This is a genomic window from Brevundimonas sp. (assembly GCF_041919755.1).
GTDB lineage: Bacteria > Pseudomonadota > Alphaproteobacteria > Caulobacterales > Caulobacteraceae > Brevundimonas.
In genome coordinates, this window is record NZ_JAYRTD010000014.1 from 39,949 (window position 1) to 59,883 (window position 19,935).

Sequence of the window (19,935 nt, forward strand, 5' to 3'; positions counted from 1 at the left end):
TCTGACGCGGATTGTCTCAGTAGCGAAGGTTCAGGGTCAGAATGGCCTGCCGCGCAGGGGCCGGGTCGGCGTGATGCACGCCATTGGTGCGCAGGATGTACTCTTCGTCGCCGGCGTTCTGGACATTCAGCTGCAGCGAGGCCCGCTCGTTGATGTCGTAGGACGCGAACAGGTCCACGCGCGTGTATTCGGGTGCGAAGATGCGGTTGATGCCGCCTCCGGCCCCGCCCTGATTGCCACCCAAATTGTCCGAGACGTAATAGACGCCGCCACCGAGGGTCAGGTTCGGAAGCACGCGATAGGTCGAGAACAGGCTGACGGTGTGTTCGGGCGTATTGGCCAGTTGCTGGCCGTTCAGCGGGTTGGGGATGATCACCCCGCCCACCGTCGTGGTCGCACCCTTCACCAGTTTGGAGTCCATCCAGGTATAGCCGCCGAACACCTGCCATTCAGGGGTGATGTTGCCGGACACGCCCAGCTCTACGCCCTGGACCATGACCTCGCCGTCCTGAACGACCGTGGGCGCGGTCTGGGTCACGGCGTTCTGGCGCTCCAGACGGAAGGCGGCAGCGCTGAGTTGCAGCTGGTCGCGGAACAGGCTGGCCTTGGCCCCGACCTCGTAGCTGGTAGTTTCTTCGGGATCGAGCACGGCCTGGGCCGCCGTGGCGGCGGTATTCTGGTCCCCCGCCGCGATGGTCGGCGGCGTCGAGGATGTGGAATAGGACGCGTACAGGCTGGTCGTTTTGGTCGGCTTGAACACCAGCCCGGCCTGATAATTGACGAAGTCCCAATCGGCCTTGGGCGCGGCGGTGATGCCGGTCACCGTGAAGACGCCATTGGCCTGGGTCGCCGCGGTGTTGACGCCCTCGACGGCATAGTGGTCGTACCGGACGCCCAGATTCAGGATCAGGCGCTCGGTCAGGGCGATGCTGTCAAAGGCATAGACGCCGATGGACTCGGTGTCCGACCAGCTCAGCGGCCCCCGATTGATCACGCCCGTCCACGGATCGTTCGGCGTCGGTGCGAACAGACGGGTGCAATCGCCGGCTCCCAGAGCGCTGGCGGCGGTCGGCGGCGTGCCGTTCACGGTGACAAGGCCCGTCGGGCAGGCGGCACCCGAGGTGGTATAGGTGGAATAGGAGGCGTTGCTGTTGCGCTCCTGGCTGTACTCCACGCCGACATCGTAGTTGTGCAGGATGCCACCGGTCGAAAACCGGCCGAACACATCGGTGACATGGGCGAGGGTGTCGACCGGATTATAGCGGGTCTTGGTGCCACGCTTGGTCCAGTAGGTGCCGTCCGCCGCCAGTCCGACATAGCCGCCATCCGCCGGGTTGCCGACGATGTAGTCGTTCAGCGTCTCGGAATAGCGGGTGACGCTGCGGACATTCACCGCGTCGCTGAACCGGTGGCGGGCGTCAAAGGTGAAGCTGTCCACCCCATTGATCAGATAATCGCGTGCCGTCAGGCCATAGAAGCTGTTGCGCGGCACATCCAGAATGCCGCTCTCCGTACGCGGACGAACGGGTGCGGTCGATGTGGCCGACGGATTCAGCTTGGTGAACAGCGGGATGCCGTAGTCCGGCATGGAATCCGCCGTCAGGTGATAATAGCTGAAGACCATGGAGGTATCGGTGCCCAGGCCAGCGCCCAGCGACAGCCCCAGACCCCATTTCTCGAAATCGACCGCGTCGCGGCCCGGCACGTCGCCAGACGATCCCATCAGGTTCAGGCGCAGGCCTGCGGTCTCACCCAGTGCCCAGTTCTGATCGATCGTGCCTCGGACATAGTTGTCTGTACCCGCGCCCAGGCTGAAGCGACTGTGGTCCCTCAGGGTCGGCTGTTTCGACGACAGATTGATCGATCCTCCGCCCGAGCCACGGCCGGAATAGACGCCATCCGGGCCCTTCACGACCTCGATCTGTTCCAGGTTGAAGACCTCGCGCTGCTGGCCACCCGTATCACGGATGCCGTCGACGAAGATGTTGTTGCCTGACGACTGGCCGCGGATGAAGGGGCGGTCGGCCAGGGGCTGTCCGCCTTCGCCCGCGCCGAAGGTGATGCCCGGTGAGGTACGCAGGATATCTTGTAGCGAGGTCGCGGCGGTCTGTTCGATGATCTGCTGTGGGATGATGGTGACGGCGCGCGGGGTGTCGACCAGCGGGGCGACGAACTGTGGCGACTGCGGTTCACGACGGACACGCTGGCCGTTGACGTTGACAGTGCCCAGGTCGGTGGGATCCTGGGCATCGGCCGTGGCGATCGGCGCATCGGGGCCCGGTTCCTCAGCGCGCGTCGGCGTGGCGATCAGCATGCCTGCCGCGCTGGAGGCGAACAGGAGGGCGCGAAGCGTGTCGGCACGGGAAGTCATTGGCGTATCCGGTAAGAGAGGTAATGCGAGCGGTTCGCATTATCACTTTCCGGCTCTGCCGCAACCTCTATTGCGACACATTCTCAATAATTGTCCTGTCCGGGCGTCTAGCCCATGTTTGCGATATCACATGCCGCTGGGTCGCCCGCCTCATAGCCACGACGCAAGGCCGCGACACGCTGAGCCGAGGATCCGTGGGTAAAGCCGTCGGGCTGGACCGCCCGCCCACTGCGTCGTTGAAGCGTGTCGTCACCGATGGCCGCGGCGGTGCGCATGCCTTCCTCTAGATCGCCCGCCTCGACGGCGACCTGGCCGTTCGACACCGCTGAGGCGTTGCGGGCCCACATGCCGGCATAGCAGTCAGCTTGCAGCTCCAGAGCGACGGAATAGCGGTTGGCCTCGGCCTGACCGCGCGCGCGCTGCTGCGCGCGCTGCACCTGTTGCGAAGTCCCGGTCAGGGTCTGGACGTGATGGCCATATTCGTGAGCGATAACATAGGCCCGCGCGAACTCGGCCCCTGACGCGCCGAGCGACGTCTCAAGTTCCTGCCAGAAAGACAGGTCCAGATAGACCTGCTGGTCGGCCGGACAATAGAAGGGCCCCATGGCGGCCTGGCCCGTGCCGCAGGCCGTGCCCGTTCCGCCCTCATAAAGGACGACGACCGGAGGCTGATAACCCTGCATCTTCGTGCGCCAGACGTCGTCGATATTGGCGCCGATCACATCGACGAAGGCCCCGGCCTGGTCCTCGGGACTGCCGACCTGACCCTGCTGGCTGCTGCCCCGACCCTGCTCGACCGTCTGCAATACGCCGCTCACATCCTGGCCGGTGAACAGATAGATCAGGCCGACGATGACGACGCCGCCCAAACCGAGTCCGCCGGCAGCGATGCCACCGCCCATTCCGCGCCGGTCTTCAATATTGCCGCCGCGCCGTCCACCCTGCCACCGCATGATCGCTCTCCCTCGTCCCCAAAGCCTTCAATGGTCCAAGCTAGGCCGGAACGCCGCAGTCAGGGAAGGGATGCAGGGCGATCGCGCTCAGGGGACCTGTCGGTTCAGCCAGGCGTCGATCTGGCCGACCGCGGCATCATGCGTAATTCGCCGCTGTTCGGCCGCCTGTCGTGCGGCGCGTTCCTGCTCCGGCGAGCGCAGGGCGGGGAGGGGCTGCGGCTGGACAGGCTCGGGCTGACGCGCACCCACGATCCGATCCCGATTGACCTGTGTCTGCAACTGCCCCGCTTGGGCTTCCAGGCGGCGCTGGTCGGCCCCCAGTCGCAGCCGCTCCATTTCCAGACGGTTCTGATCAGCGCGATACCTCTGCGCATCGACGGCAAGCGCGCCGGGCCGTGTCTGCCATGCCGGTGGCAGCGTTTGAGCAAGTGCCTCGGCGGGGATTGTCACGACAGCGAGCGTAAGGCCGAGTAGTGGGAACGGCAGAACTTTCATCGTCGCAACATGGGCCCGCATCGCCGGATCGCCAAGCGTGACGGTTCAGGTGCCCGACAAGGTCCAGACCCGCGTGCGCTTGATAGCCAGGTCTTCCAGCTCTCGCGTGGTCGGCACATGATATTCGGCCAGCAGCTCAAAGCCGCTCTTGGGAAAGTAGGTCCGCATCGGGTCGCCGACCAGAATGCGGATCCCTCGTGCGTGTGCCTCGACCAGCCAGGCCAGCACGGCGTCAGCCATCGGCTTTTCGTAGAAGACGTCACCGGCGCAGATCACGTCCACATCCGGTATGGGCTGATGCAGCAGATTCTCTGTCGTGTAAGCGGCTTCGACGCCGTTCAGCGCCGCGTTCAGCGCCACCGCCGCCTCGCAGAACGGATCGATGTCCGCACACAGGACCGAGGCAGCGCCAGCCTTCATGGCGGAGATCCCGACCAGTCCCGATCCTGCGGCGAGATCCAGCACCGCCTTGCTGTCCACCTCCAGCGGATTGTCCAGCAGCCAGCGCGCCAGACCCTGTCCGCCCGCCCAGGCAAAGGCCCAGAACGGCGGCGGCAGGCCGATCTCCTCCAGCGCCTCCTCTGTCATCCGCCAGATCGGCGTCACCTCGTCGGCCAGCCATAGAGAAATCTCCGGCGCGTGCGGCACGGTCTGTACGCGCGTGTTGGCTGTGATGAAGGCGATAGGATCGGCGATGGGCATTCATCGGCAAAAGCGCGGCCATGGACCTCAGGTCAAGAGGATCCGGGAGCTAGCCAAGTCAGGCGCGCCTGATAGAATGTCAGGTTGACACGACATTTAACTCGTGTAAGGTCGGCCTTACATCGAAAGGACGCATCATGTTGAATGCTTGGAAGACCGGCACGCCTGCCCATCGGAAATATATCATCCGTACGCTCGCCTTCATGATCCCTTACATGCTGGTCTGCATTTCGATGATGACGACCGATGCGTTCGACGACATCATTGGCAAGCCAGCAGGATGGGGCCTCGCCGCCGCCGTCGCCGCACCCGTCGTCGGTCAGTTGTGGGCCACGCTCAGCCTGATCCGCGAGAGCGACGAGTTCATGCGGGCGGTCACGGCCAAGCAGTTCATCGTTTCCGCCGGCCTCGCCATGGCGCTGGCGACCTTCTGGGGATTTGCCGAGACCTTCGCCAATGCCCCTCACTTGCCCGGCTGGCTGATCTATGCCGCCTTCTGGGGCATATTCGGCGTCGTCTCGCCCTTCATCCAGGGCAGCCGCCCATGAAGAACCGGCTCAAACTTCTGAGGGTCGAGCGCAACTGGACCCAGGAACAACTGGGCCAGGCGCTGGGGGTCTCTCGCCAGGCGATCAATGCCCTGGAGACCGAGAAGCACGACCCCTCCCTGGACCTCGCGTACCGGATCGCCGTCCTGTTCGGGCGACCCGTGGAAGATATCTTCGAAAACCCGCACGGCTGAGGCCGGCGACAACCCTCAAACCTGGAGACTGATATGTTGGACGCCTTCTTCAAGGCGCGGCCCCGGCTGCGTGCTGCCCTGTTCGGACTGGCCGTCTGCGCCCCCTGTTTCGCGGTCGGTGTGGGCCAGGCCTTCGCTCAATCACCGAATGCTGTCGCAAGTTCTGCCTACACCTCCGATCGGCTGTCGGTTCAGGTGGTCGGCACCGGTCCTGACGTCATCCTGATCCCCGGCTTCGCCTCCTCGCGCGAGGTCTGGCGGGCGGAGGCGGACCGGCTGAAGGCGACGCACCGGGTGCATCTGGTCCAGTTGGCCGGTTTCGCCGGTGAACCCTGGACCCACGGCGACGGCCCGTTCGTCGCGCCGATGATCGAGGAACTGGCGCGCTACATTCGCGACACCGGGCTGGAGAAGCCTGCTGTCATCGGCCATTCCATGGGTGGGCTGAGCGGCATACTGCTGGCACAGGCGCATCCCGATCTGGTCGGCAAGGTCATGAGCGTCGACAGCCTGCCCTTCTTCAGCGCACTGTTCGGACCGCAGATCACGGTCGAGGCCGCGCGCCCCTTCGCCGAACAGGCGGCGCAGTCGATGCTGAACCCCGACGCCGACGCCTTTCGGGCCGGACAGACGCAAGGGGCTGTCGGACTGGCACGCGATCCCGCGACGCGCACCGCCATGGTCGAATGGTCGATGGCCTCGGACCGTCAGGCCCTGGCATCCGCCATTCGCGACGTCATGACGACAGACGCCCGACCGGGTCTGGCCGGCATGACGACACCGGTCTGGGCCATCTATGCGTCGGATGCGAACGGCGGGGCCGCCGCCTCTATGGCCGATGCAATGTGGACCCGCGAGTATGCCGGCCTGCCGAATGTGCACGTCGAGCGGGTCGACGACAGCCGCCACTTCATCATGGCCGATCAGCCGGAGCGGTTCGCCGCCGTCGCGGACCGGTTCCTGGCGGAGTGATCGCCTATCGTGTCGGGGTTACGTCCCCGGTACGGGCGAGCGTGCCGCCGAACTGACCGGCCCAGGAAGGGGCCAGCAGGGACTGGAAGGTCGAGGCAGACAGAGCGACTTCATAAGCCCCGTCGGAATAGGGACCGATCTGATAAGGACCGACCAGGAAGATCAGGCCCGCAGCCTTGCCTGGTTCGGACCCTGCCGCCAGGACAAAGGGCGTCGCCGCGGCGCGGGGGCAGGACCAGTCCGAACCGGTTAGGGTCACTGGAGCGCTGTCGGGCGAGCGGGCCTTCTTGGCGGTGTTCAGCGCGGCACACAGAGCCCGATCCAGCGCCGTCATGTCGGCTCCGGGGCGGAACAGGGCGGTGCCCGGGACCTGCGCCTTGGCCGTCTTGTCCCACAGGATGCCGGTCGTGATCGTATTGGGGTGCGCCCCGCCGGAATAGTCGAAGTCCACCCGCTTGAGGCTGAGCAGGCCAGCCGTCTCGCCCGCTGCGGTCACGGCGATGGTCTTTTCGTAAGGGGGGCGCTGCTCGTCGAACCCGGCTTCGGCCTGCTCGCCCTGTGCGCCCTCGACGAACTGGCGCAGGGTCTGAACCTCCTTGGCGTAAAGGGCGGAATGAAGCTGAGGCTGGGTCTTGATGGCGTCCGGCAGGGTCAGCCTGACCTTGGCGAAGGGGGTGTCGCTGTCGAACGCCATGGGCGCGGCGGCGGCCGTAGAGACAGCGCCCGGCGCGGCGGACGTTTCGGTCTTGGGTGCTGTCTCGCGGTCGCGGTTGCAGGCAGCGAGGGTCGTCGCGACGGCGGCGGTCAGGATCAGGGTGCGGACGGTCTTCATGGGGCAACTCCTTGCAGGGGCCATAGGACACCCAGAATAATGGCGATCAGCAGGACGAACCCCGCCTCGCGATTGGATCGGAACAGACGCAGCGCCAGCGCGCCGTCGTCAGCCCTCACCCGCCGCGTCTGCCATGCCAGATGGAGCGCATAGGCGGCCAGCCCGATCCAGAACAGCGGTCCGAGGCCCGCAAAGGCCCCCGCCAGTCCGGCGAAGACGACGGCCAGAATATAGAAGACGCCGACACCTGTCTGGATGTTACCTCCGAGCCGCCGCGCCGAGGATTTCACCCCGACCATTGCGTCGTCCTCGATGTCCTGAAGCGCATAAAGAGTGTCGTAGCCGAGGGTCCAGAACATACCGCCGAGATAGAGGAGGAGGGCAGGGATCAGCAACGCGACAATCGGATGGATGGGCGCGGAAACAGCGAGAGGCACCGGCCAAGCTGAAACCAAGATGCTCGCCGCCGCAAAACCCATCAGTGCGCCCCAGTTAAAGGTCAGTCCCAGCCAGGCCTGGGGCCACCAGGTGATACGCTTCATGAAGGGATAGGCCGCGACCAACGCCAGCGATCCGACGCCGAGCAGAATGGCCGTCAGGTTCAGGGTCAGAAGGATGAGCAGACTAATCAGGCTGGATCCGATCACGAAGGCCCAGGCCTGTCTGACGCTGATTTGGCCGGACGGGATCGGCCGCTGAGCCGTTCGCGCCACTTGGGCGTCGATGTCGCGATCGACGATGTCGTTGAAGGCACAGCCCGCCGCCCGCATCAGGCAGGCCCCGATGGCAAAGCCCACGACCAGCCAGGCGTCATAAAGGTCCGGCGTCTTTCGATACTGCGCCAATGCCAGCGCGATCCCCTGCCAGCCCGGCAGCAGCAGCAGCCAGACGCCGATGGGCCGGTCGAACCGGCCCAGTTTCAGCCAGGGCTTCAGACCCTCCGGCGCATGCCGGTCCACCCAGTTCGAACCGGCATCGGGGAGGGGGGTGGATGTCATGTCAGGCTTCCAGACAATTCCATGGGCGACCGGAGTGCAGCCTTATCCCATCGCCGCGCTGCGGGGCGGAGCCACGCCTGGCACCCGGTCCATGGCCAGCAGTTCCATGCGGAAAACCAGTACGGAGTTCGGAGGAATCTGGCCTGACGACCGATCACCATAGCCCAGCTCGGGCGGGATATAGACCAGCCATTCGTCGCCGACCTTCATGCGCTGCACGATCTCGGTCCAGCCGGGTACGACCTCATTGAGGGTGAAAACCGCCGGTATGCCGCGCTGATAGGAGCTGTCGAACACCGTCCCGTCGGTCAGGGTGCCCTCATAGTGGACGCTGACCAGGTCGTTGCTGTCGGGGCTTTCGCCGCCGGTCGGGCCGGACTTCAACACCTTGTACTGGATGCCGGAGGGCGTGGTCTGGATGCCCTCGGCCCTGGCGTTGTCGGCCATGAAGGCCTTCGCCTCGGCGATGGCCGGATCGACCGGTGGCGTGTCCTCGCCGCGGTTGCAGGCGGACAATGCCGCGAGCATTCCGATGACGGCCAGTGGCCTAGCCCATGCGTAGCGCATAACCGGCCTCCTCCAGTCCCTGTCTGATTTCCTGCGCATGCGCCTCGCCGCGCGTCTCGACCATGATGTCGAACTCCGCACCCTTGGCGGGTACGTCCAGCGCCAGCCGGTTGTGCACCACGTCGATGATATTGCCACCCAGGCCACCGATGACGCCGCTCATCTTCGACATCATGCCGGGGCGATCGTCACCCAGGATGCGATAGACGATCAGCCGCTTCTCGCGCACCAGTTCGCGATTCAAAACGACGGCCAGCATACGCGCATCGATATTGCCGCCGCACAGGACCAAACCGACCTTCATGCCCTTGAACCTGTCGGGATAGGCCAGCAGGGCTGCCAGACCACCCGCGCCCGCGCCCTCGGCCACCGCCTTCTCCAGCGTGGCATAGTAGGAAACGGCGGTCTCGAAATCCGCCTCCTGACAGACGAGGACGTCTTCGATCAGCGGATCGGCGATGGCGAAGGGGATGTCGCCCACGGCCTTGATGGCGATGCCCTCGGCGATGGTCTGACCACTGCATTTGGGGGTCTCGCCGCGGCGCTTGGCGGTGAAGGAGGGATACATGGCCGCCTCGACACCAAAGATGCGGATGTCCGGCTTCATGGCCTTGGCCGCGACGGCGCAGCCTGCGATCAGGCCGCCGCCGCCGATGGGGATGATCAGGGCGTCCAGATCGGGCGCATCTTCCAGGAACTCCACGGCACAGACGCCCTGCCCGGTCACGATGCCTTCGTCGTCGAAGGCCGAGATGAAGACATAACCCTTCTCGTCACGCAGACGATGCGCCTCTTCGGTCGAGCCGGTGAAATCCAGGCCCTTGATGACGACGGTTGCCCCGTGGGCTCGCGTGCCGTCGGCCTTCACGAAGGGCGTACCCTCCGGCATGACGATGGTCACGGGAATGCCCAGCCGCCCGCCGTGGTAGGCCAGGGCCTGGGCGTGGTTGCCGGCGCTGGCGGCAACCACGCCGCGCCTGCGCTCGTCCGGCGTCAGCTGGAGCAGCCGGTTCAGGGCCCCGCGCTCCTTGAAGCTGCCGGTGAAATGCAGATTGTCGAACTTGACCCAGACCTCGGCCCCGGTCAGCAGCGACAGGCGGCGGGAATGGCGCACCGGGGTGCGGTCGACCTGGCCGGCTATGCGGTCGCGGGCGGCCAGGATATCATCATAGGTCACGGTGGGGGTTACGCTCATGGGGTGTCCCTGCTGTCCGGTCTGACGCCGGACTGATGCCCGCTTTTGACCCAGCGGAAGGCGGGCCGCAACCTTGACCTTCGACCCCTTTGGGCCTTCTGTGCGCCAGCCCAGTCGCACGCTTACGGAGACCCGCCCATGTCCACCCTCAAGCCGTTCGCCCGTCCCCTGATCGCCCTAGCCGCCGTCGCCAGCCTGAGCGCCTGTGCTACCACGCCGATGGAGCCGGTCTATGGCGGGGCCATGTCCTCGACCTTCAGCGCGGCGGACTTCGCCTGGTCGGAACGGTCGGGACCGGCCTCGATCGACGGTCGGGTCGACTATCGCCGCGACGGCCAGGCGTTTGCCTGCACCGGCTCGGTCGTGCTGACGCCGGTGACGCCCTATACCCGCCACCGGTTCCAGACCCTGTACGGGTCGACGGATCGTGCGGCGTTGCCGGCCTCGGTCGTGCGCTCGCGCAATGTGCCCGATCCGAACGGGGACTATCGCTCCTATGTGCGCCAGGCGACCTGCGCCAACAACCGCTTCGCCTATGAGGGCCTGCCCGACGGAGAATGGTTCCTGATCGCCACGGTCAGCGCGGGCGGCGACCCCATCGTCCTGATGCAGCGGGTCCAGACGCGCGGCGGGCGCCGGGTGCCGGTAACACTGTAGCGTCGGCTGACGCCGTTGATCCGATCACAGATCGGTTTGTGAACCGCGTTCGCCTTTGTTTCGCCTTGTCTGGTCCGCTTGGGTCTGGTTCGTTCATTCCAGAGGGGAGCGCGTCCATGTCCCAGCACAACATCACCGGGTCCGAAGCCTTCGGCAAGAAGCCCATGGTCCTGCTGCGTTCGGTCAAGACCGGCGCCTTCCGCCGCAAGCGCGCGGCCCGCACCTGGGCCGCCTTCGTGGCCGGGGCGGTGGTCGCCGTGGTCGGTGGGGCCGTTGCCATGGCCGCCGTCTTCGGACCCACCCTGTTTGGCTGAAGACGGGTTAACGACCTGGGGTGTTTGAGAGAAATCCGCCGACCAGTTCCACCGCCTCGGCCAATCCCATCCGCTGCACCTCGCAACCCAGCGGCAGGCTGGCAAAGAGCCGCGTCGGGGCGGCGGCGTCCAGCATGACGAACACGCCCTTGTCGTCGGCTCGCCGGATCAGCCTACCGAAGGCCTGGGCCATCTTGGCGCGGGCCAACGCGTCGTCGAAACTGCGCGCCTGAGGTCCACCGCCGAACCGCGCCCGCCGCGCCTTATGCAGCAGGTCCGGACGGGGCCAGGGCACGCGGTCGAAGGCGAGGATACGCAAGGATCGGCCCGGCACATCCACGCCGTCCCGCACAGCGTCGGTGCCCAGCAGGCAACTGTCCTGCTCCGCCCGGAAGACGTCGACCAGGGCCCCGACTTCCAGCGGATCGACATGCTGGGCGTAGAGGGGGATGCCTGCCTTGGCCAGGTCAGGTCCCAGCCGCTCATAGACGGCCTTCAACCGGCGGATGGCGGTGAACAGGCCCAGCCCCCCGCCGCCCGCCGCCAGGAACAGTTCGCGCATCGCCGCCGCCGTCTGACGCGGGTCGTCCTTGGTCAGATCATTGACGACGATGACCCGGCTGTTGGTCGCATAGTCGAAGGGACTTTCGACCTTCAGCGTGCGGGCCGGTTCGATCAGGCGGGCCGAGCCGGTGCGCAGGCGGGCCATGTCGAACGGGTCGTCCGACAGGGGATCGGACAGGGTGGCCGAGGTGACCAGCACGCCATGCGAAGGCATTACGACCGCCGCCTCCAGCGGCACGGTCGGGTCGATCCAGTGACGGCGCAGGGCCACATCTGTAATCCGGCCAAAGGCAGCCTCGGCCGACAGCCAGTCCAGAAAGTCGGGGTCCGGCTCGTCTGACGACACCTCCAGCGCCGCCAGCATGGAGCGCCAGCCGGGCAGGGTCATGCGGGCGCGGCGATCCAGGCCGCGCAGCGCGCCCTCGATCCGCGCCCGCGCCGCGCCGTCCAGCTCGGCCGCCTCGTCGTCGAGAATGTCTTCCAGATGCCGCGACAGGGCCAGCAGGGGAGCCTCGACATCGGCCAGGGCCTTGGCCGCCTCGCGTGCCGTCTCCAGTACCGGATCGGTGACCGGGCGCAGGGAACATTCCATGCCGAACTCGGCCCCGCCGGGTCCCGTCCCCTCGCTGGTTCGTGCCCGAAGCTGCTCCAGCGCCGCGACCAGAAACCGCTCGATCGGCCCGATCGGATTGACCTCGCCGGACGCAGGCGCGATGCGGCCCGACACGCCCTCGCCCGGCAGTTGGGCGGCGGCGCGGACGGCGTCCTGCAAGGCCTTGGTCGCCTCGGCATTGTCGGCACACAGGTCACCCAGCCGCTGCTCCAGCCCGCGCCCACGACGCCCGCGCCCCTCGGGTCCACGCAGCCAGCGGCGCAATTCGGCCGCCTCCTGACCCGACAGGCAGGCGGAAAAGGCGCTGTCGGCGGCGTCGAACAGATGGTGGCCCTCGTCGAAGACGATGCGTTTCAGCGCCGCGGTCTCGCCGTCCTGCTTCAGGCCCCGCGCCGACCGGGCACCGTCGAACGCGGCTTGGGTCATGACCAGGGCGTGGTTGGCCACCACCAGATCGGCCCGGCGACTGGCGCGAATGGTCTTTTCGACGAAGCAGGTCCGGTAGTGGGGACAGGCCGCATGGACGCATTCGCCGCGCCGGTCGACCAGATTGGCGGCACTGGCCTGATGGCTGGGCGCGGTGGCGAACAGGCCGGGCAGCCAGCCGGGATAGTCGCCGCCGGTCATGTCGCCGTCGCGGCTGTGCATAGCCCAGCGACTGGCGAGAGCCATGCCGATCAGGTCGCCGTTGCCCAGCTGGGCCGCCTGCATCATGTCCTGAAGATTCAGCAGGCAAAGGTAATTTTCGCGCCCTTTTCGGACCACGGCCTTGCGCTTGCGCTCTGCTGGATCGGGCCAGAGGGCGGCGCTTTCGCGGTCGATCTGGCGTTGCAGCGCACGGGTATAGGTCGAGACCCAGGCCGCCCCCTGATTGCGTTCGGCCCACAAACTGGCCGGGGCCAGATAGCCCAGGGTCTTGCCCGTGCCGGTTCCCGCCTCCGCCAGCAGGACACGGGGCCGCCCCTCCTCATTGCGCGGCGAAAAGGCATAGGCCGCCTCGGCCGCGTAGTCGGACTGGGTCGGGCGGGTCTCGTCCAGGCCGGAGGCGTGCAACAGCTTCTCCAGACGGATGCGGGCGGACTCGCTATCGACCGGCGCCGACCCCGCCTCGCCGCGAGGAGCCTCATCCTCCCACTCCGGCAGGCGCGACCAGGCGTCCAAACCCGTGCCGCGATGCTGACGGGCGCGGATCAGCTGATGCTGCAAGGCCCCCGTCACCCGCGACGCCCAGCTCCAGCCCGCCCGCGACAGGGTCTCGGCCAGGGTGAAGGCCTCTTCCCGCCCCGGATAGGCCGGATCGGCCAGTTCGCGCAGCAGGCCATCGGCGGCGTCCATCAGCGCCCGAGCCTGCGCCTCCGCGCCCCTCGGCTCGGTCATGCCCATGGCCAGGGCCAGGCCACTGGGTGACGGCGCACAGAACCGCGCCGGCCGGACGAAGGCGAACAGCTCCAGCACATCCAGCAAGTCATGCGATCGAGCGGGCGGCGCGATGCCCAGCCGCCGCGCCGTCAAACTGGCATGGGCGACCATGACGGGTGCGGTGGTGAACGCCCCCTCCGCCGCGCCCCGCCCGACCTTGCGCGCTCCATTGTCGTCGCAGATCGCGCCTGCACCAGGCGGCACGGCAAGGGCGGGCGGCAGGTCGAGCCAGGGCTCGCTGCCGGTCAGGGCCGAGCGGGAAGGAAGCGAGTCGAGAGTCACCTTCTACAGTTAGCGGTTCGGGGCGTGAAACGGAACGGGAACATGCTATAGGCGGCGAGTGACGTCGCCCTCCGCTCCTGCCACGCTTCCCCCCCTCTTCGCCGACTGGTTCGCGAAGCGCGGCTGGGTGCCCCGACGGCATCAGCTGGAAATGGTCGCGGCGGGTCAGGCGGGGGCGCATGCCCTGCTGGTCGCGCCGACCGGCGGCGGCAAGACGCTGGCGGGGTTTCTGCCCAGTCTGATCGATCTGGCCGAGCGTGGGCCGCGCCCAACCCTCGGGCCGGGCAGCGGGGTGCACACACTCTATCTGTCGCCGCTGAAGGCGCTGACCACCGATGTAGAGCGCAATCTGATGACGCCGATCCGCGAGATCGGGCTGAAGATCCATGTCGAGAGCCGCACCGGCGACACCAAGCAATCCAAGAAACAGCGCCAGCGCGAGAACCCGCCGGACATCCTGCTGACCACGCCCGAACAACTCGCGCTGTTCTGTGCCTGGGACGGCGCGCGGGACTACTTCGCCGACCTGAAATGCGTCGTGCTGGACGAGGTGCATGCGATCTGGAGCGGCAAGCGCGGCGACCTGCTGTCGCTGGGACTGGGGCGGTTGCAGCAGTTCGCGCCGGAGATGCGACGCGTGGCCTTGAGCGCGACGGTGGACGATCCGGCGATGATCGCGGATTGGCTGGCACCGGCTGACGACCGTGGAGTGACCATCGTCACCGGCGACCCCGGAGCACCGCCTGTGGTGGATGTTCTGATCTCCGATGGCCGCGTGCCTTGGGCAGGCCACACCGGCCAGCACGCCATCCCGGCGGTCTATGAGGCGATCAGACGGGCGGGGATGAGCCTGATCTTCGTCAACACCCGCTGGCAATCGGAATATGTGTTCCAGCAGTTGTGGGCGATTAATGACGATAACCTTCCCATCGCGCTGCACCACGGCTCCCTCGCTGCCGAACAGCGGCGCAAGGTCGAGGCGGCGATGGCGCGGGGCGATCTGCGGGCCGTGGTCTGCACCTCAACCCTAGATCTGGGCATCGACTGGGGCGATGTCGATCTGGTCATCCAGATGGCGGCCCCCAAGGGGGCCAGCCGCCTGGTCCAGCGCATCGGCCGGGCCAACCACCGTCTGGATGAGCCGTCTCGCGCCCTGATGGTGCCGGCCAGCCGGTTCGAGATGCTGGAATGCCAGGCGGCGCGCGAGGCAGTGGCCGAGAACACCTTCGACTGGGAGCCGGTGCATACCGGAACGCTGGACACCCTGGCCCAGCACGTCATGGGCTGCGCCTGCTCCGAGCCGTTCGCGCTGGAAGACCTCTATGCCGAGATCACGTCCTGCGGCCCCTATCGCGGTCTGACCTGGGAGCAGTTCGAGGAGGTCGTCGATCTCGTCGCCACCGGCGGCTATGCCCTGCGCACCTATGAGCGGTTCGCGCGGATCGTGCGGACGCGTGACGGCAAGTGGAAGGTCCGCAACGCCCAGACGACCCAGCGGCACCGGATGAATGTCGGAGCCATCGTCTCGGCCGGGACACTGAACATCCGCGTGGCCTCTCGGCGTGGAGGCGCAACCAAACAGCTGATCGGCGGGCGCAAGGTCGGCGAGGCCGAGGAATGGTATTTCGAACAGCTGACGCCCGGCGACACCTTCGTGTTCGCCGGTCAGGTCTGGGCCTTTCAGGGCATCACCGGCACCGACGCCTTGGTGACCCATGCCCAGGACAAGGACCCCAAGATCCCCTCATGGGGCGGGTCGAAGTTTCCGATGTCGACCTCCTTGGCTGCCCGCGTCCGCGACATGATCCAGGATCGCGATCACTGGCGCGTCCTTCCAGCCGACGTGCAGGAATGGCTGGCGCTGCAGGAGGAACGCTCGGTCGTGCCGGACAAGGAGACCATGCTGGTCGAGACCTTCCCGCGCGGGTCGCGGCATTTTCTGGTGGCCTATCCATTTGAGGGAAACCTGGCCCATTCGACCCTCTGCATGCTGCTGACGCGACGGCTGGATCGGCTGGGGGTCGGGCCGCTGGGGTTCGTGGTGACGGACTACTCTCTGGCCATCTGGTCGATCCGGCCGATGGACGGACTGGACCTGAACACCCTGTTCGAGCCGGACATGCTGGGCGACGATCTGGAGAGCTGGCTGGAAGAGAGTTTCATGATGAAACGCACCTTCCGCAATTGCGCCCTGATCTCGGGCTTGATCGAGCGTCGCCAGCCGGGGACCGAAAAGACGGGACGGCAGGTGACCTTCTCCACTGACCTGATCTACGACGTGCTGCGCCGACACCAACCCGACCATTTGCTGCTGAAGACCGCCCGCGCCGATGCCGCCTCGGGCCTGCTGGATGTAGCGCGCCTGGGTCAGTTGCTGACGCGCATCCAGGGGCGCATCCGCCCCGTCGCCTTGGAGCGCGCCTCGCCGTTCAGCGTGCCCGTGCTGGTCCAGATCGGGCGGGAGCGGGTCGGCGGCGGGGCGGCCGAGATGATCCTGGACGAGACGGCCCACGAGTTCGGGCTGGAGGCTCTAGTGGCCGAGGTCATGGAAGGGGCCCCGCCCGAACTGGAGGGTGCAGCATGAACGCCGCCCTGCGCCAGACCCTGTCGCCTGCGCGTCACCCATGCGGCGGCCTGCGCGTGCTGATCGAGGGCGAGCCCTGCGTGCTGCGCTGTTCCGGGGCATTGTGGGTCATCAACCACCGGACCCTGATCGCGGCGGACCTGCATCTGGAAAAGGGCTCCGCCTTCGCCGCGCGGGGCCAGATGCTGCCGCCCTATGACAGCTCGGCCACCCTGGATCGGCTGGAGGCCGAGATCGAGGCCCTGCAGCCCGCCTCGGTCGTGCTGTTGGGTGACAGCTTCCACGACGCCGCCTCGATCGGGCGTATGGCCCCTGGCGACTGCGAGCGGCTGGGTCGCCTGGCCAAGGGCCGCACCTGGATCTGGCTGGAGGGCAATCACGACATCGCGGCGCTGGCTGGCTCTGTCGACGCCCTACCCGGCGAGGTGATCGAGACCATGACCCTGGGCTCGCTGCGCCTGATCCACGAACCGCAAGGCGGCACTCAGCCCGGCGAGATCGCCGGCCACCTCCACCCCGCCGCCCGCATCGTCGCCTATCGCCGCAGTGTCCGCCGCCCGTGTTTCGTGACCGATGGGCGCAGGGCCGTGCTGCCGGCGTTCGGAGCCTTCACGGGGGGGCTGGACGTGCGAGATGCGGCGATCGCGGGGCTATTCACCGAGGCACCTCTGGCGGCCGCGTTGGGCCGGGACCGGGTGCATGCGTTGAGCTGGGAGATGCTGCGCTAGTTCAATAGAGCCTTGGACGCCTCCTCCAGCCTCTCCTCCAGCTGCGCCATGAACTCCGCCCGCTTGAGACCCGCAGGCACCACCGGCAGAAATTCATAGACCACCGTCCCCTGATGGCGGCGGAACCCATGCGCAGGCCAGTGGGCGCCGGAGTTGGTGGCGATGGGGGTGCAGGGGACGTCGAGGTCGCGGTACAGGGCGGCGATGCCGGGCTTGTAGTCGGGCGCGGCCCCGATCTCGGCCCGGGTGCCTTCGGGGAAGATCAGGATCTGGCGCCCCTCGGCGTGACGGGCACGGGCTTGTTTCACCATGTCCTTCAGCGCCTTGGCATGGGCTGAGCGATCCACGGCGATCATGCGCGTCTTCCAGGCGAACCAGCCGAAGAAGGGCAGCGGCATCAGCTCCTTCTTCATGATGAAGCAGTTGTCCGGCAGGATGGCAAAGGGCGCGATGACGTCCAGCATGCTCTGGTGCTTGCCCGCCATCAGGGCCGCACCGGTCGGGCGATGCTCCAGCCCCCGAAACTCGACTTTCACGCCCGCGATCCAGCGCAGGCCGAACAGCACGAAGCGCGCCCAGAACCGGATCACGGTCATGGCGACGCGATAGGGCAGCAAAAGCGTGGGCGACAGGCCGATGGCGAACACGGCCATCGACAGATACAGCCAGACCACGAACAGCAGGGAGCGGACAGTGGTCATGGACGGACGGCCTCTTCGACGACCTGGTCATCGGACGCAGGCTCAACCGGGGCAGGCGCATCGCCGCTGACCCGCGTCCAGACCGCACGACCCAGAGCCGCCAGATATTTCATGTATTCCAGCGTCATCCGCCGCGCCGTAACCGCCGCCTTCCACCAGCCGCTGTTGTCCAGCGACGGGGTCTCGACGGCATAGGGCGTCAGCTCGACCCCCGGATAGGCCGAGCGGATCTCCACCATGGACCGAGGCATGTGATAGTCGGACGTCACCACGATCAGCCGGGTATAGCCCTTTTCACGAGCCCAGGTTGCGATCTCCTGAGCGTTGCCGATGGTGTCCATGGCCTCGAAGCCGAGGTCGACGCAGCAGTTGAACAGACGGTTGGAGCCAGGGGTCAGGGCGCGCAGCTCCTGACGGCGCACCTCGCGGTTGACGCCCGAGATGAGTACCCGGTCGCCCTTGTCGTTTTCGAGCAGGCGGATGGCCACATTGACCCGCTCGGCCGATGGCCCGGTCAGGGCCACGATGGCGTCCGCGCGTGCAGGGTCCTCGGCGGGCGTAAAGCCGCGCACCCGTTCGGCGAACACGAACAGGCCGACCAGCCACATCAGGGCCAGTATGGCGACGAAAGTCAAAAACTTCATAGGCTTCAAGCTAGCGACGGTCCTTCATTCCCGCCAGCGCCGTGAAGCGCGCCGCGACAAGCGCCACCGTAGCGGCCAGCAGCGGGCATGGCGAGAGCAGCAGCACATCGCTCCACGCCACGGGCAGGGCTGGTGTAATCCCTTCTGTCCCGCCAAGCAGCCGCAGGGCCGAGACTGCGGCCATGGCCGCCGCCGCGCCTATCGCACCGGCCGCCGCGGCCACAAGGGCATAGCGGCGCTGGAACAGCCAGGCGATGGTGCCGTCGGAGGCCCCATTCAGGCTCAAGGTTTCTATCAACGCCGCCTGCGCCGCCATGCCCGCGCGGGTCGCATAGGCGACCGCCGCCCCGGCCGCACCCGCGGTCAGCAGGAAGGCGGCGATGGCCAGGGCGGTGATCAGGCCCGCCGACTGTTCCACCTCGCCGCGCCACAGGCTGTGATCGTCGACGCTGGCGTCGAGCCCCGCCTCAGCCAAGGCGCGGCTGAGGGTCACGGCGCTGGCGGGGGCGTCGCGGTCCAGCCGCACGGTGATCAGATAGGGCAGCGGCAAGTCGGGCAGGACAGCCTCTCCCACCCAAGGCCGCAGCAGGTCCTCCGCCGCCTTGCGATCCAGGGCCCGGGCCTCGGCAACGCCGGTGACCCCGGCCAGCGTTTCGGCGGCGCGGGCGGCGGCCTCGGCCCCGGTTTCACCGACACGCGGGCGCACCTGAACCGTCGCCTCTGCCCCCAACTGTCGCGCCCAGCCGTGGGCGGCCCGGTCGGCGGCGGCGGCTCCGACAGCGGCCAGACAGGCGAGGAAACACAGCACCGCGATGAGCGTCACCAGCCAGCGCTCGCCGCCTGCATCGCGGGGCAGCAGGCTCATTCTGCGGTTGGTCAGCCCGCCGATCATGCGTCACCGCCCATCAGCCGACCGCTCTCGAGCCGCAGCAGGGTCGCGCCGGATCGCTCGGCCAAGGCCTGGTCGTGGCTGGCGATCAGGATGGTGGTGCCCAGCCGGTTCATCGACTGGAACAGTTTCAGGAGGCGCTCGGCCATGGCGGCATCGACGCTGCCCGTCGGCTCGTCGGCCAGGATCAGGTCCGGGCGGCTGACTACGGCTCGGGCGATGGCCAGTCGCTGCTGCTCGCCGCCGGACAGGGTGGAGGGCCGTGCCTCCATTCGGTCGCCCAAGCCGACCCAGGCCAGCATCTCCTCGACATCGGCGCGATAGGATTTTTGGCCGGTTAGCCGCAGCGGCAGGGCGACATTGTCGAAGGCCGACAAATGGCCCAGCAGGCGGAAATCCTGAAACACCATGCCCATGCGACGGCGAAAGCCGGGTAGTTCGCGACGCGTCGCCGCCGTCGCGTCCTGACCGAACAGGTGCAGCCGCCCTGACACCGGCCGTTCGGTCAGGGTCAGCAGCTTCAGCAGCGTCGATTTTCCCGCTCCGGACGGCCCGGTAAGGAAATGGAAAGAGCCGGCAGGCAAGGTAAGGTTAATGTCCCGCAACGCGCGGTGCGTTTGCGCATAGCCAAAGCCTACGCCCTCAAGGCGGACGGTCGCGGCGGCGGAGGCGGTGTCGGGCGTGCGGCGGGGCTGGACGGACATGGATTTTGG

20 protein-coding genes are annotated in these 19,935 nt (G+C 67.1%); 7 read left to right on the forward strand and 13 right to left on the reverse strand.

What is annotated here, in order from left to right; translation table 11 throughout:
- Nucleotides 1-16: 16 nt before the first annotated feature.
- The 4 genes from ACE3TH_RS13925 to ACE3TH_RS13940 all read right to left on the reverse strand — a co-directional run bounded on the left by ACE3TH_RS13925 (nt 17) and on the right by ACE3TH_RS13940 (nt 4,521).
- Entirely contained in the window at nt 17-2,371 is a 2,355-nt protein-coding gene (locus ACE3TH_RS13925) for a TonB-dependent receptor (RefSeq protein ID WP_374600606.1), read from the reverse strand.
- A gap of 107 nt (nt 2,372-2,478) precedes the next feature.
- Complete coding sequence (locus tag ACE3TH_RS13930; RefSeq protein ID WP_374600608.1) at nt 2,479-3,324, reverse strand: neutral zinc metallopeptidase; 846 nt, start codon at nt 3,322-3,324, stop codon at nt 2,479-2,481.
- A gap of 87 nt (nt 3,325-3,411) precedes the next feature.
- Nucleotides 3,412-3,774 carry a hypothetical protein gene (locus tag ACE3TH_RS13935; protein WP_374600610.1) on the reverse strand — a complete coding sequence of 121 codons (363 nt, stop codon included), beginning with the start codon at nt 3,772-3,774 and terminating at the stop codon, nt 3,412-3,414.
- A gap of 90 nt (nt 3,775-3,864) precedes the next feature.
- Nucleotides 3,865-4,521, reverse strand: coding sequence for a methyltransferase (locus ACE3TH_RS13940; RefSeq protein WP_374600612.1), 657 nt, complete (start codon nt 4,519-4,521; stop codon nt 3,865-3,867).
- Nucleotides 4,522-4,658: 137 nt separating this feature from the next.
- On the opposite strand from ACE3TH_RS13940, the gene ACE3TH_RS13945 reads away from it, so the two are divergent.
- From ACE3TH_RS13945 to ACE3TH_RS13955, 3 genes are read left to right on the forward strand one after another with little or no spacing between them, the layout of a single operon-like run.
- On the forward strand, nt 4,659-5,069 hold the full coding sequence (locus tag ACE3TH_RS13945; protein WP_374600614.1) for a hypothetical protein: 411 nt from the start codon (nt 4,659-4,661) through the stop codon (nt 5,067-5,069).
- Nucleotides 5,066-5,263, forward strand: coding sequence for a helix-turn-helix transcriptional regulator (locus ACE3TH_RS13950; protein WP_374600616.1), 198 nt, complete (start codon nt 5,066-5,068; stop codon nt 5,261-5,263). The genes ACE3TH_RS13945 and ACE3TH_RS13950 overlap by 4 nt, the downstream gene beginning before the upstream one ends.
- Nucleotides 5,264-5,296: 33 nt before the next feature.
- Entirely contained in the window at nt 5,297-6,235 is a 939-nt protein-coding gene (locus tag ACE3TH_RS13955) for an alpha/beta fold hydrolase (protein WP_374600618.1), read from the forward strand.
- A gap of 4 nt (nt 6,236-6,239) precedes the next feature.
- Here ACE3TH_RS13955 and ACE3TH_RS13960 read toward each other — a convergent pair whose 3' ends face one another.
- The 4 genes from ACE3TH_RS13960 to ACE3TH_RS13975 are packed head-to-tail and all read right to left on the reverse strand — an operon-like array spanning nt 6,240 to nt 9,827.
- Nucleotides 6,240-7,067, reverse strand: a complete 828-nt coding sequence (locus ACE3TH_RS13960) for a DUF3298 domain-containing protein (protein WP_374600620.1) — start codon at nt 7,065-7,067, stop codon at nt 6,240-6,242.
- Entirely contained in the window at nt 7,064-8,065 is a 1,002-nt protein-coding gene (gene ubiA, locus ACE3TH_RS13965) for a 4-hydroxybenzoate octaprenyltransferase (protein ID WP_374600622.1), read from the reverse strand. The genes ACE3TH_RS13960 and ubiA overlap by 4 nt, the downstream gene beginning before the upstream one ends.
- A 42-nt stretch (nt 8,066-8,107) precedes the next feature.
- The gene (locus tag ACE3TH_RS13970; RefSeq protein WP_374600624.1) at nt 8,108-8,632 is read right to left on the reverse strand and encodes an FKBP-type peptidyl-prolyl cis-trans isomerase; all 525 of its coding nucleotides are present in this window, start codon (nt 8,630-8,632) and stop codon (nt 8,108-8,110) included.
- Nucleotides 8,613-9,827 carry a threonine ammonia-lyase gene (locus ACE3TH_RS13975; protein ID WP_374600625.1) on the reverse strand — a complete coding sequence of 405 codons (1,215 nt, stop codon included), beginning with the start codon at nt 9,825-9,827 and terminating at the stop codon, nt 8,613-8,615. The genes ACE3TH_RS13970 and ACE3TH_RS13975 overlap by 20 nt, the downstream gene beginning before the upstream one ends.
- A 138-nt stretch (nt 9,828-9,965) precedes the next feature.
- Between ACE3TH_RS13975 and ACE3TH_RS13980 the strand changes: the two genes are divergently transcribed.
- Complete coding sequence (locus tag ACE3TH_RS13980) at nt 9,966-10,484, forward strand: hypothetical protein (protein WP_374600627.1); 519 nt, start codon at nt 9,966-9,968, stop codon at nt 10,482-10,484.
- Between the two features lie 116 nt (nt 10,485-10,600).
- Nucleotides 10,601-10,798 carry a hypothetical protein gene (locus ACE3TH_RS13985; RefSeq protein WP_292175695.1) on the forward strand — a complete coding sequence of 66 codons (198 nt, stop codon included), beginning with the start codon at nt 10,601-10,603 and terminating at the stop codon, nt 10,796-10,798.
- 7 nt (nt 10,799-10,805) lie between these two features.
- Here the strand turns inward: ACE3TH_RS13985 and ACE3TH_RS13990 are convergent, their stop codons facing one another.
- On the reverse strand, nt 10,806-13,643 hold the full coding sequence (locus ACE3TH_RS13990) for an ATP-dependent DNA helicase (protein WP_374600663.1): 2,838 nt from the start codon (nt 13,641-13,643) through the stop codon (nt 10,806-10,808).
- Nucleotides 13,644-13,734: 91 nt separating this feature from the next.
- Here ACE3TH_RS13990 and ACE3TH_RS13995 point away from each other — a divergent pair, with 91 nt between their 5' ends.
- Nucleotides 13,735-16,260, forward strand: a complete 2,526-nt coding sequence (locus ACE3TH_RS13995; protein WP_374600629.1) for a ligase-associated DNA damage response DEXH box helicase — start codon at nt 13,735-13,737, stop codon at nt 16,258-16,260.
- Entirely contained in the window at nt 16,257-16,988 is a 732-nt protein-coding gene (gene pdeM, locus ACE3TH_RS14000) for a ligase-associated DNA damage response endonuclease PdeM (protein WP_374600631.1), read from the forward strand. The genes ACE3TH_RS13995 and pdeM overlap by 4 nt, the downstream gene beginning before the upstream one ends.
- Here pdeM and ACE3TH_RS14005 read toward each other — a convergent pair.
- The 4 genes from ACE3TH_RS14005 to ACE3TH_RS14020 are packed head-to-tail and all read right to left on the reverse strand — an operon-like array spanning nt 16,985 to nt 19,926.
- A complete protein-coding gene (locus tag ACE3TH_RS14005; RefSeq protein WP_374600632.1) occupies nt 16,985-17,689 on the reverse strand; it encodes a lysophospholipid acyltransferase family protein in 705 nt (234 codons plus the stop codon). The genes pdeM and ACE3TH_RS14005 overlap by 4 nt on opposite strands.
- On the reverse strand, nt 17,686-18,333 hold the full coding sequence (locus ACE3TH_RS14010) for a YdcF family protein (protein WP_374600634.1): 648 nt from the start codon (nt 18,331-18,333) through the stop codon (nt 17,686-17,688). The genes ACE3TH_RS14005 and ACE3TH_RS14010 overlap by 4 nt, the downstream gene beginning before the upstream one ends.
- Nucleotides 18,334-18,343: 10 nt before the next feature.
- Nucleotides 18,344-19,198 (reverse strand): cell division protein FtsX, encoded by an 855-nt coding sequence (locus tag ACE3TH_RS14015; RefSeq protein ID WP_374600636.1) that lies wholly within the window; start codon nt 19,196-19,198, stop codon nt 18,344-18,346.
- Between the two features lie 23 nt (nt 19,199-19,221).
- Complete coding sequence (locus tag ACE3TH_RS14020; protein ID WP_374600638.1) at nt 19,222-19,926, reverse strand: cell division ATP-binding protein FtsE; 705 nt, start codon at nt 19,924-19,926, stop codon at nt 19,222-19,224.
- Between the last annotated feature and the right edge of the window lie 9 nt (nt 19,927-19,935).

Bases quoted from the DNA above. Each gene is read 5' to 3' on its own strand.
- ACE3TH_RS13955 (WP_374600618.1), top strand. From the start codon at position 5,297: ATGTTGGACGCCTTCTTCAAGGCGCGGCCCCGGCTGCGTGCTGCCCTG.
- ACE3TH_RS13930 (WP_374600608.1), bottom strand. From the start codon at position 3,324: ATGCGGTGGCAGGGTGGACGGCGCGGCGGCAATATTGAAGACCGGCGC.
- ACE3TH_RS13960 (WP_374600620.1), bottom strand. From the start codon at position 7,067: ATGAAGACCGTCCGCACCCTGATCCTGACCGCCGCCGTCGCGACGACC.
- ACE3TH_RS14005 (WP_374600632.1), bottom strand. From the start codon at position 17,689: ATGACCACTGTCCGCTCCCTGCTGTTCGTGGTCTGGCTGTATCTGTCG.
- ACE3TH_RS13925 (WP_374600606.1), bottom strand. From the start codon at position 2,371: ATGACTTCCCGTGCCGACACGCTTCGCGCCCTCCTGTTCGCCTCCAGC.
- ACE3TH_RS14020 (WP_374600638.1), bottom strand. From the start codon at position 19,926: ATGTCCGTCCAGCCCCGCCGCACGCCCGACACCGCCTCCGCCGCCGCG.
- ACE3TH_RS13950 (WP_374600616.1), top strand. From the start codon at position 5,066: ATGAAGAACCGGCTCAAACTTCTGAGGGTCGAGCGCAACTGGACCCAG.
- ubiA (WP_374600622.1), bottom strand. From the start codon at position 8,065: ATGACATCCACCCCCCTCCCCGATGCCGGTTCGAACTGGGTGGACCGG.
- ACE3TH_RS14010 (WP_374600634.1), bottom strand. From the start codon at position 18,333: ATGAAGTTTTTGACTTTCGTCGCCATACTGGCCCTGATGTGGCTGGTC.
- ACE3TH_RS13940 (WP_374600612.1), bottom strand. From the start codon at position 4,521: ATGCCCATCGCCGATCCTATCGCCTTCATCACAGCCAACACGCGCGTA.
- ACE3TH_RS14015 (WP_374600636.1), bottom strand. From the start codon at position 19,198: ATGAGCCTGCTGCCCCGCGATGCAGGCGGCGAGCGCTGGCTGGTGACG.
- ACE3TH_RS13945 (WP_374600614.1), top strand. From the start codon at position 4,659: ATGTTGAATGCTTGGAAGACCGGCACGCCTGCCCATCGGAAATATATC.
- ACE3TH_RS13975 (WP_374600625.1), bottom strand. From the start codon at position 9,827: ATGAGCGTAACCCCCACCGTGACCTATGATGATATCCTGGCCGCCCGC.
- ACE3TH_RS13980 (WP_374600627.1), top strand. From the start codon at position 9,966: ATGTCCACCCTCAAGCCGTTCGCCCGTCCCCTGATCGCCCTAGCCGCC.
- pdeM (WP_374600631.1), top strand. From the start codon at position 16,257: ATGAACGCCGCCCTGCGCCAGACCCTGTCGCCTGCGCGTCACCCATGC.
- ACE3TH_RS13970 (WP_374600624.1), bottom strand. From the start codon at position 8,632: ATGCGCTACGCATGGGCTAGGCCACTGGCCGTCATCGGAATGCTCGCG.
- ACE3TH_RS13985 (WP_292175695.1), top strand. From the start codon at position 10,601: ATGTCCCAGCACAACATCACCGGGTCCGAAGCCTTCGGCAAGAAGCCC.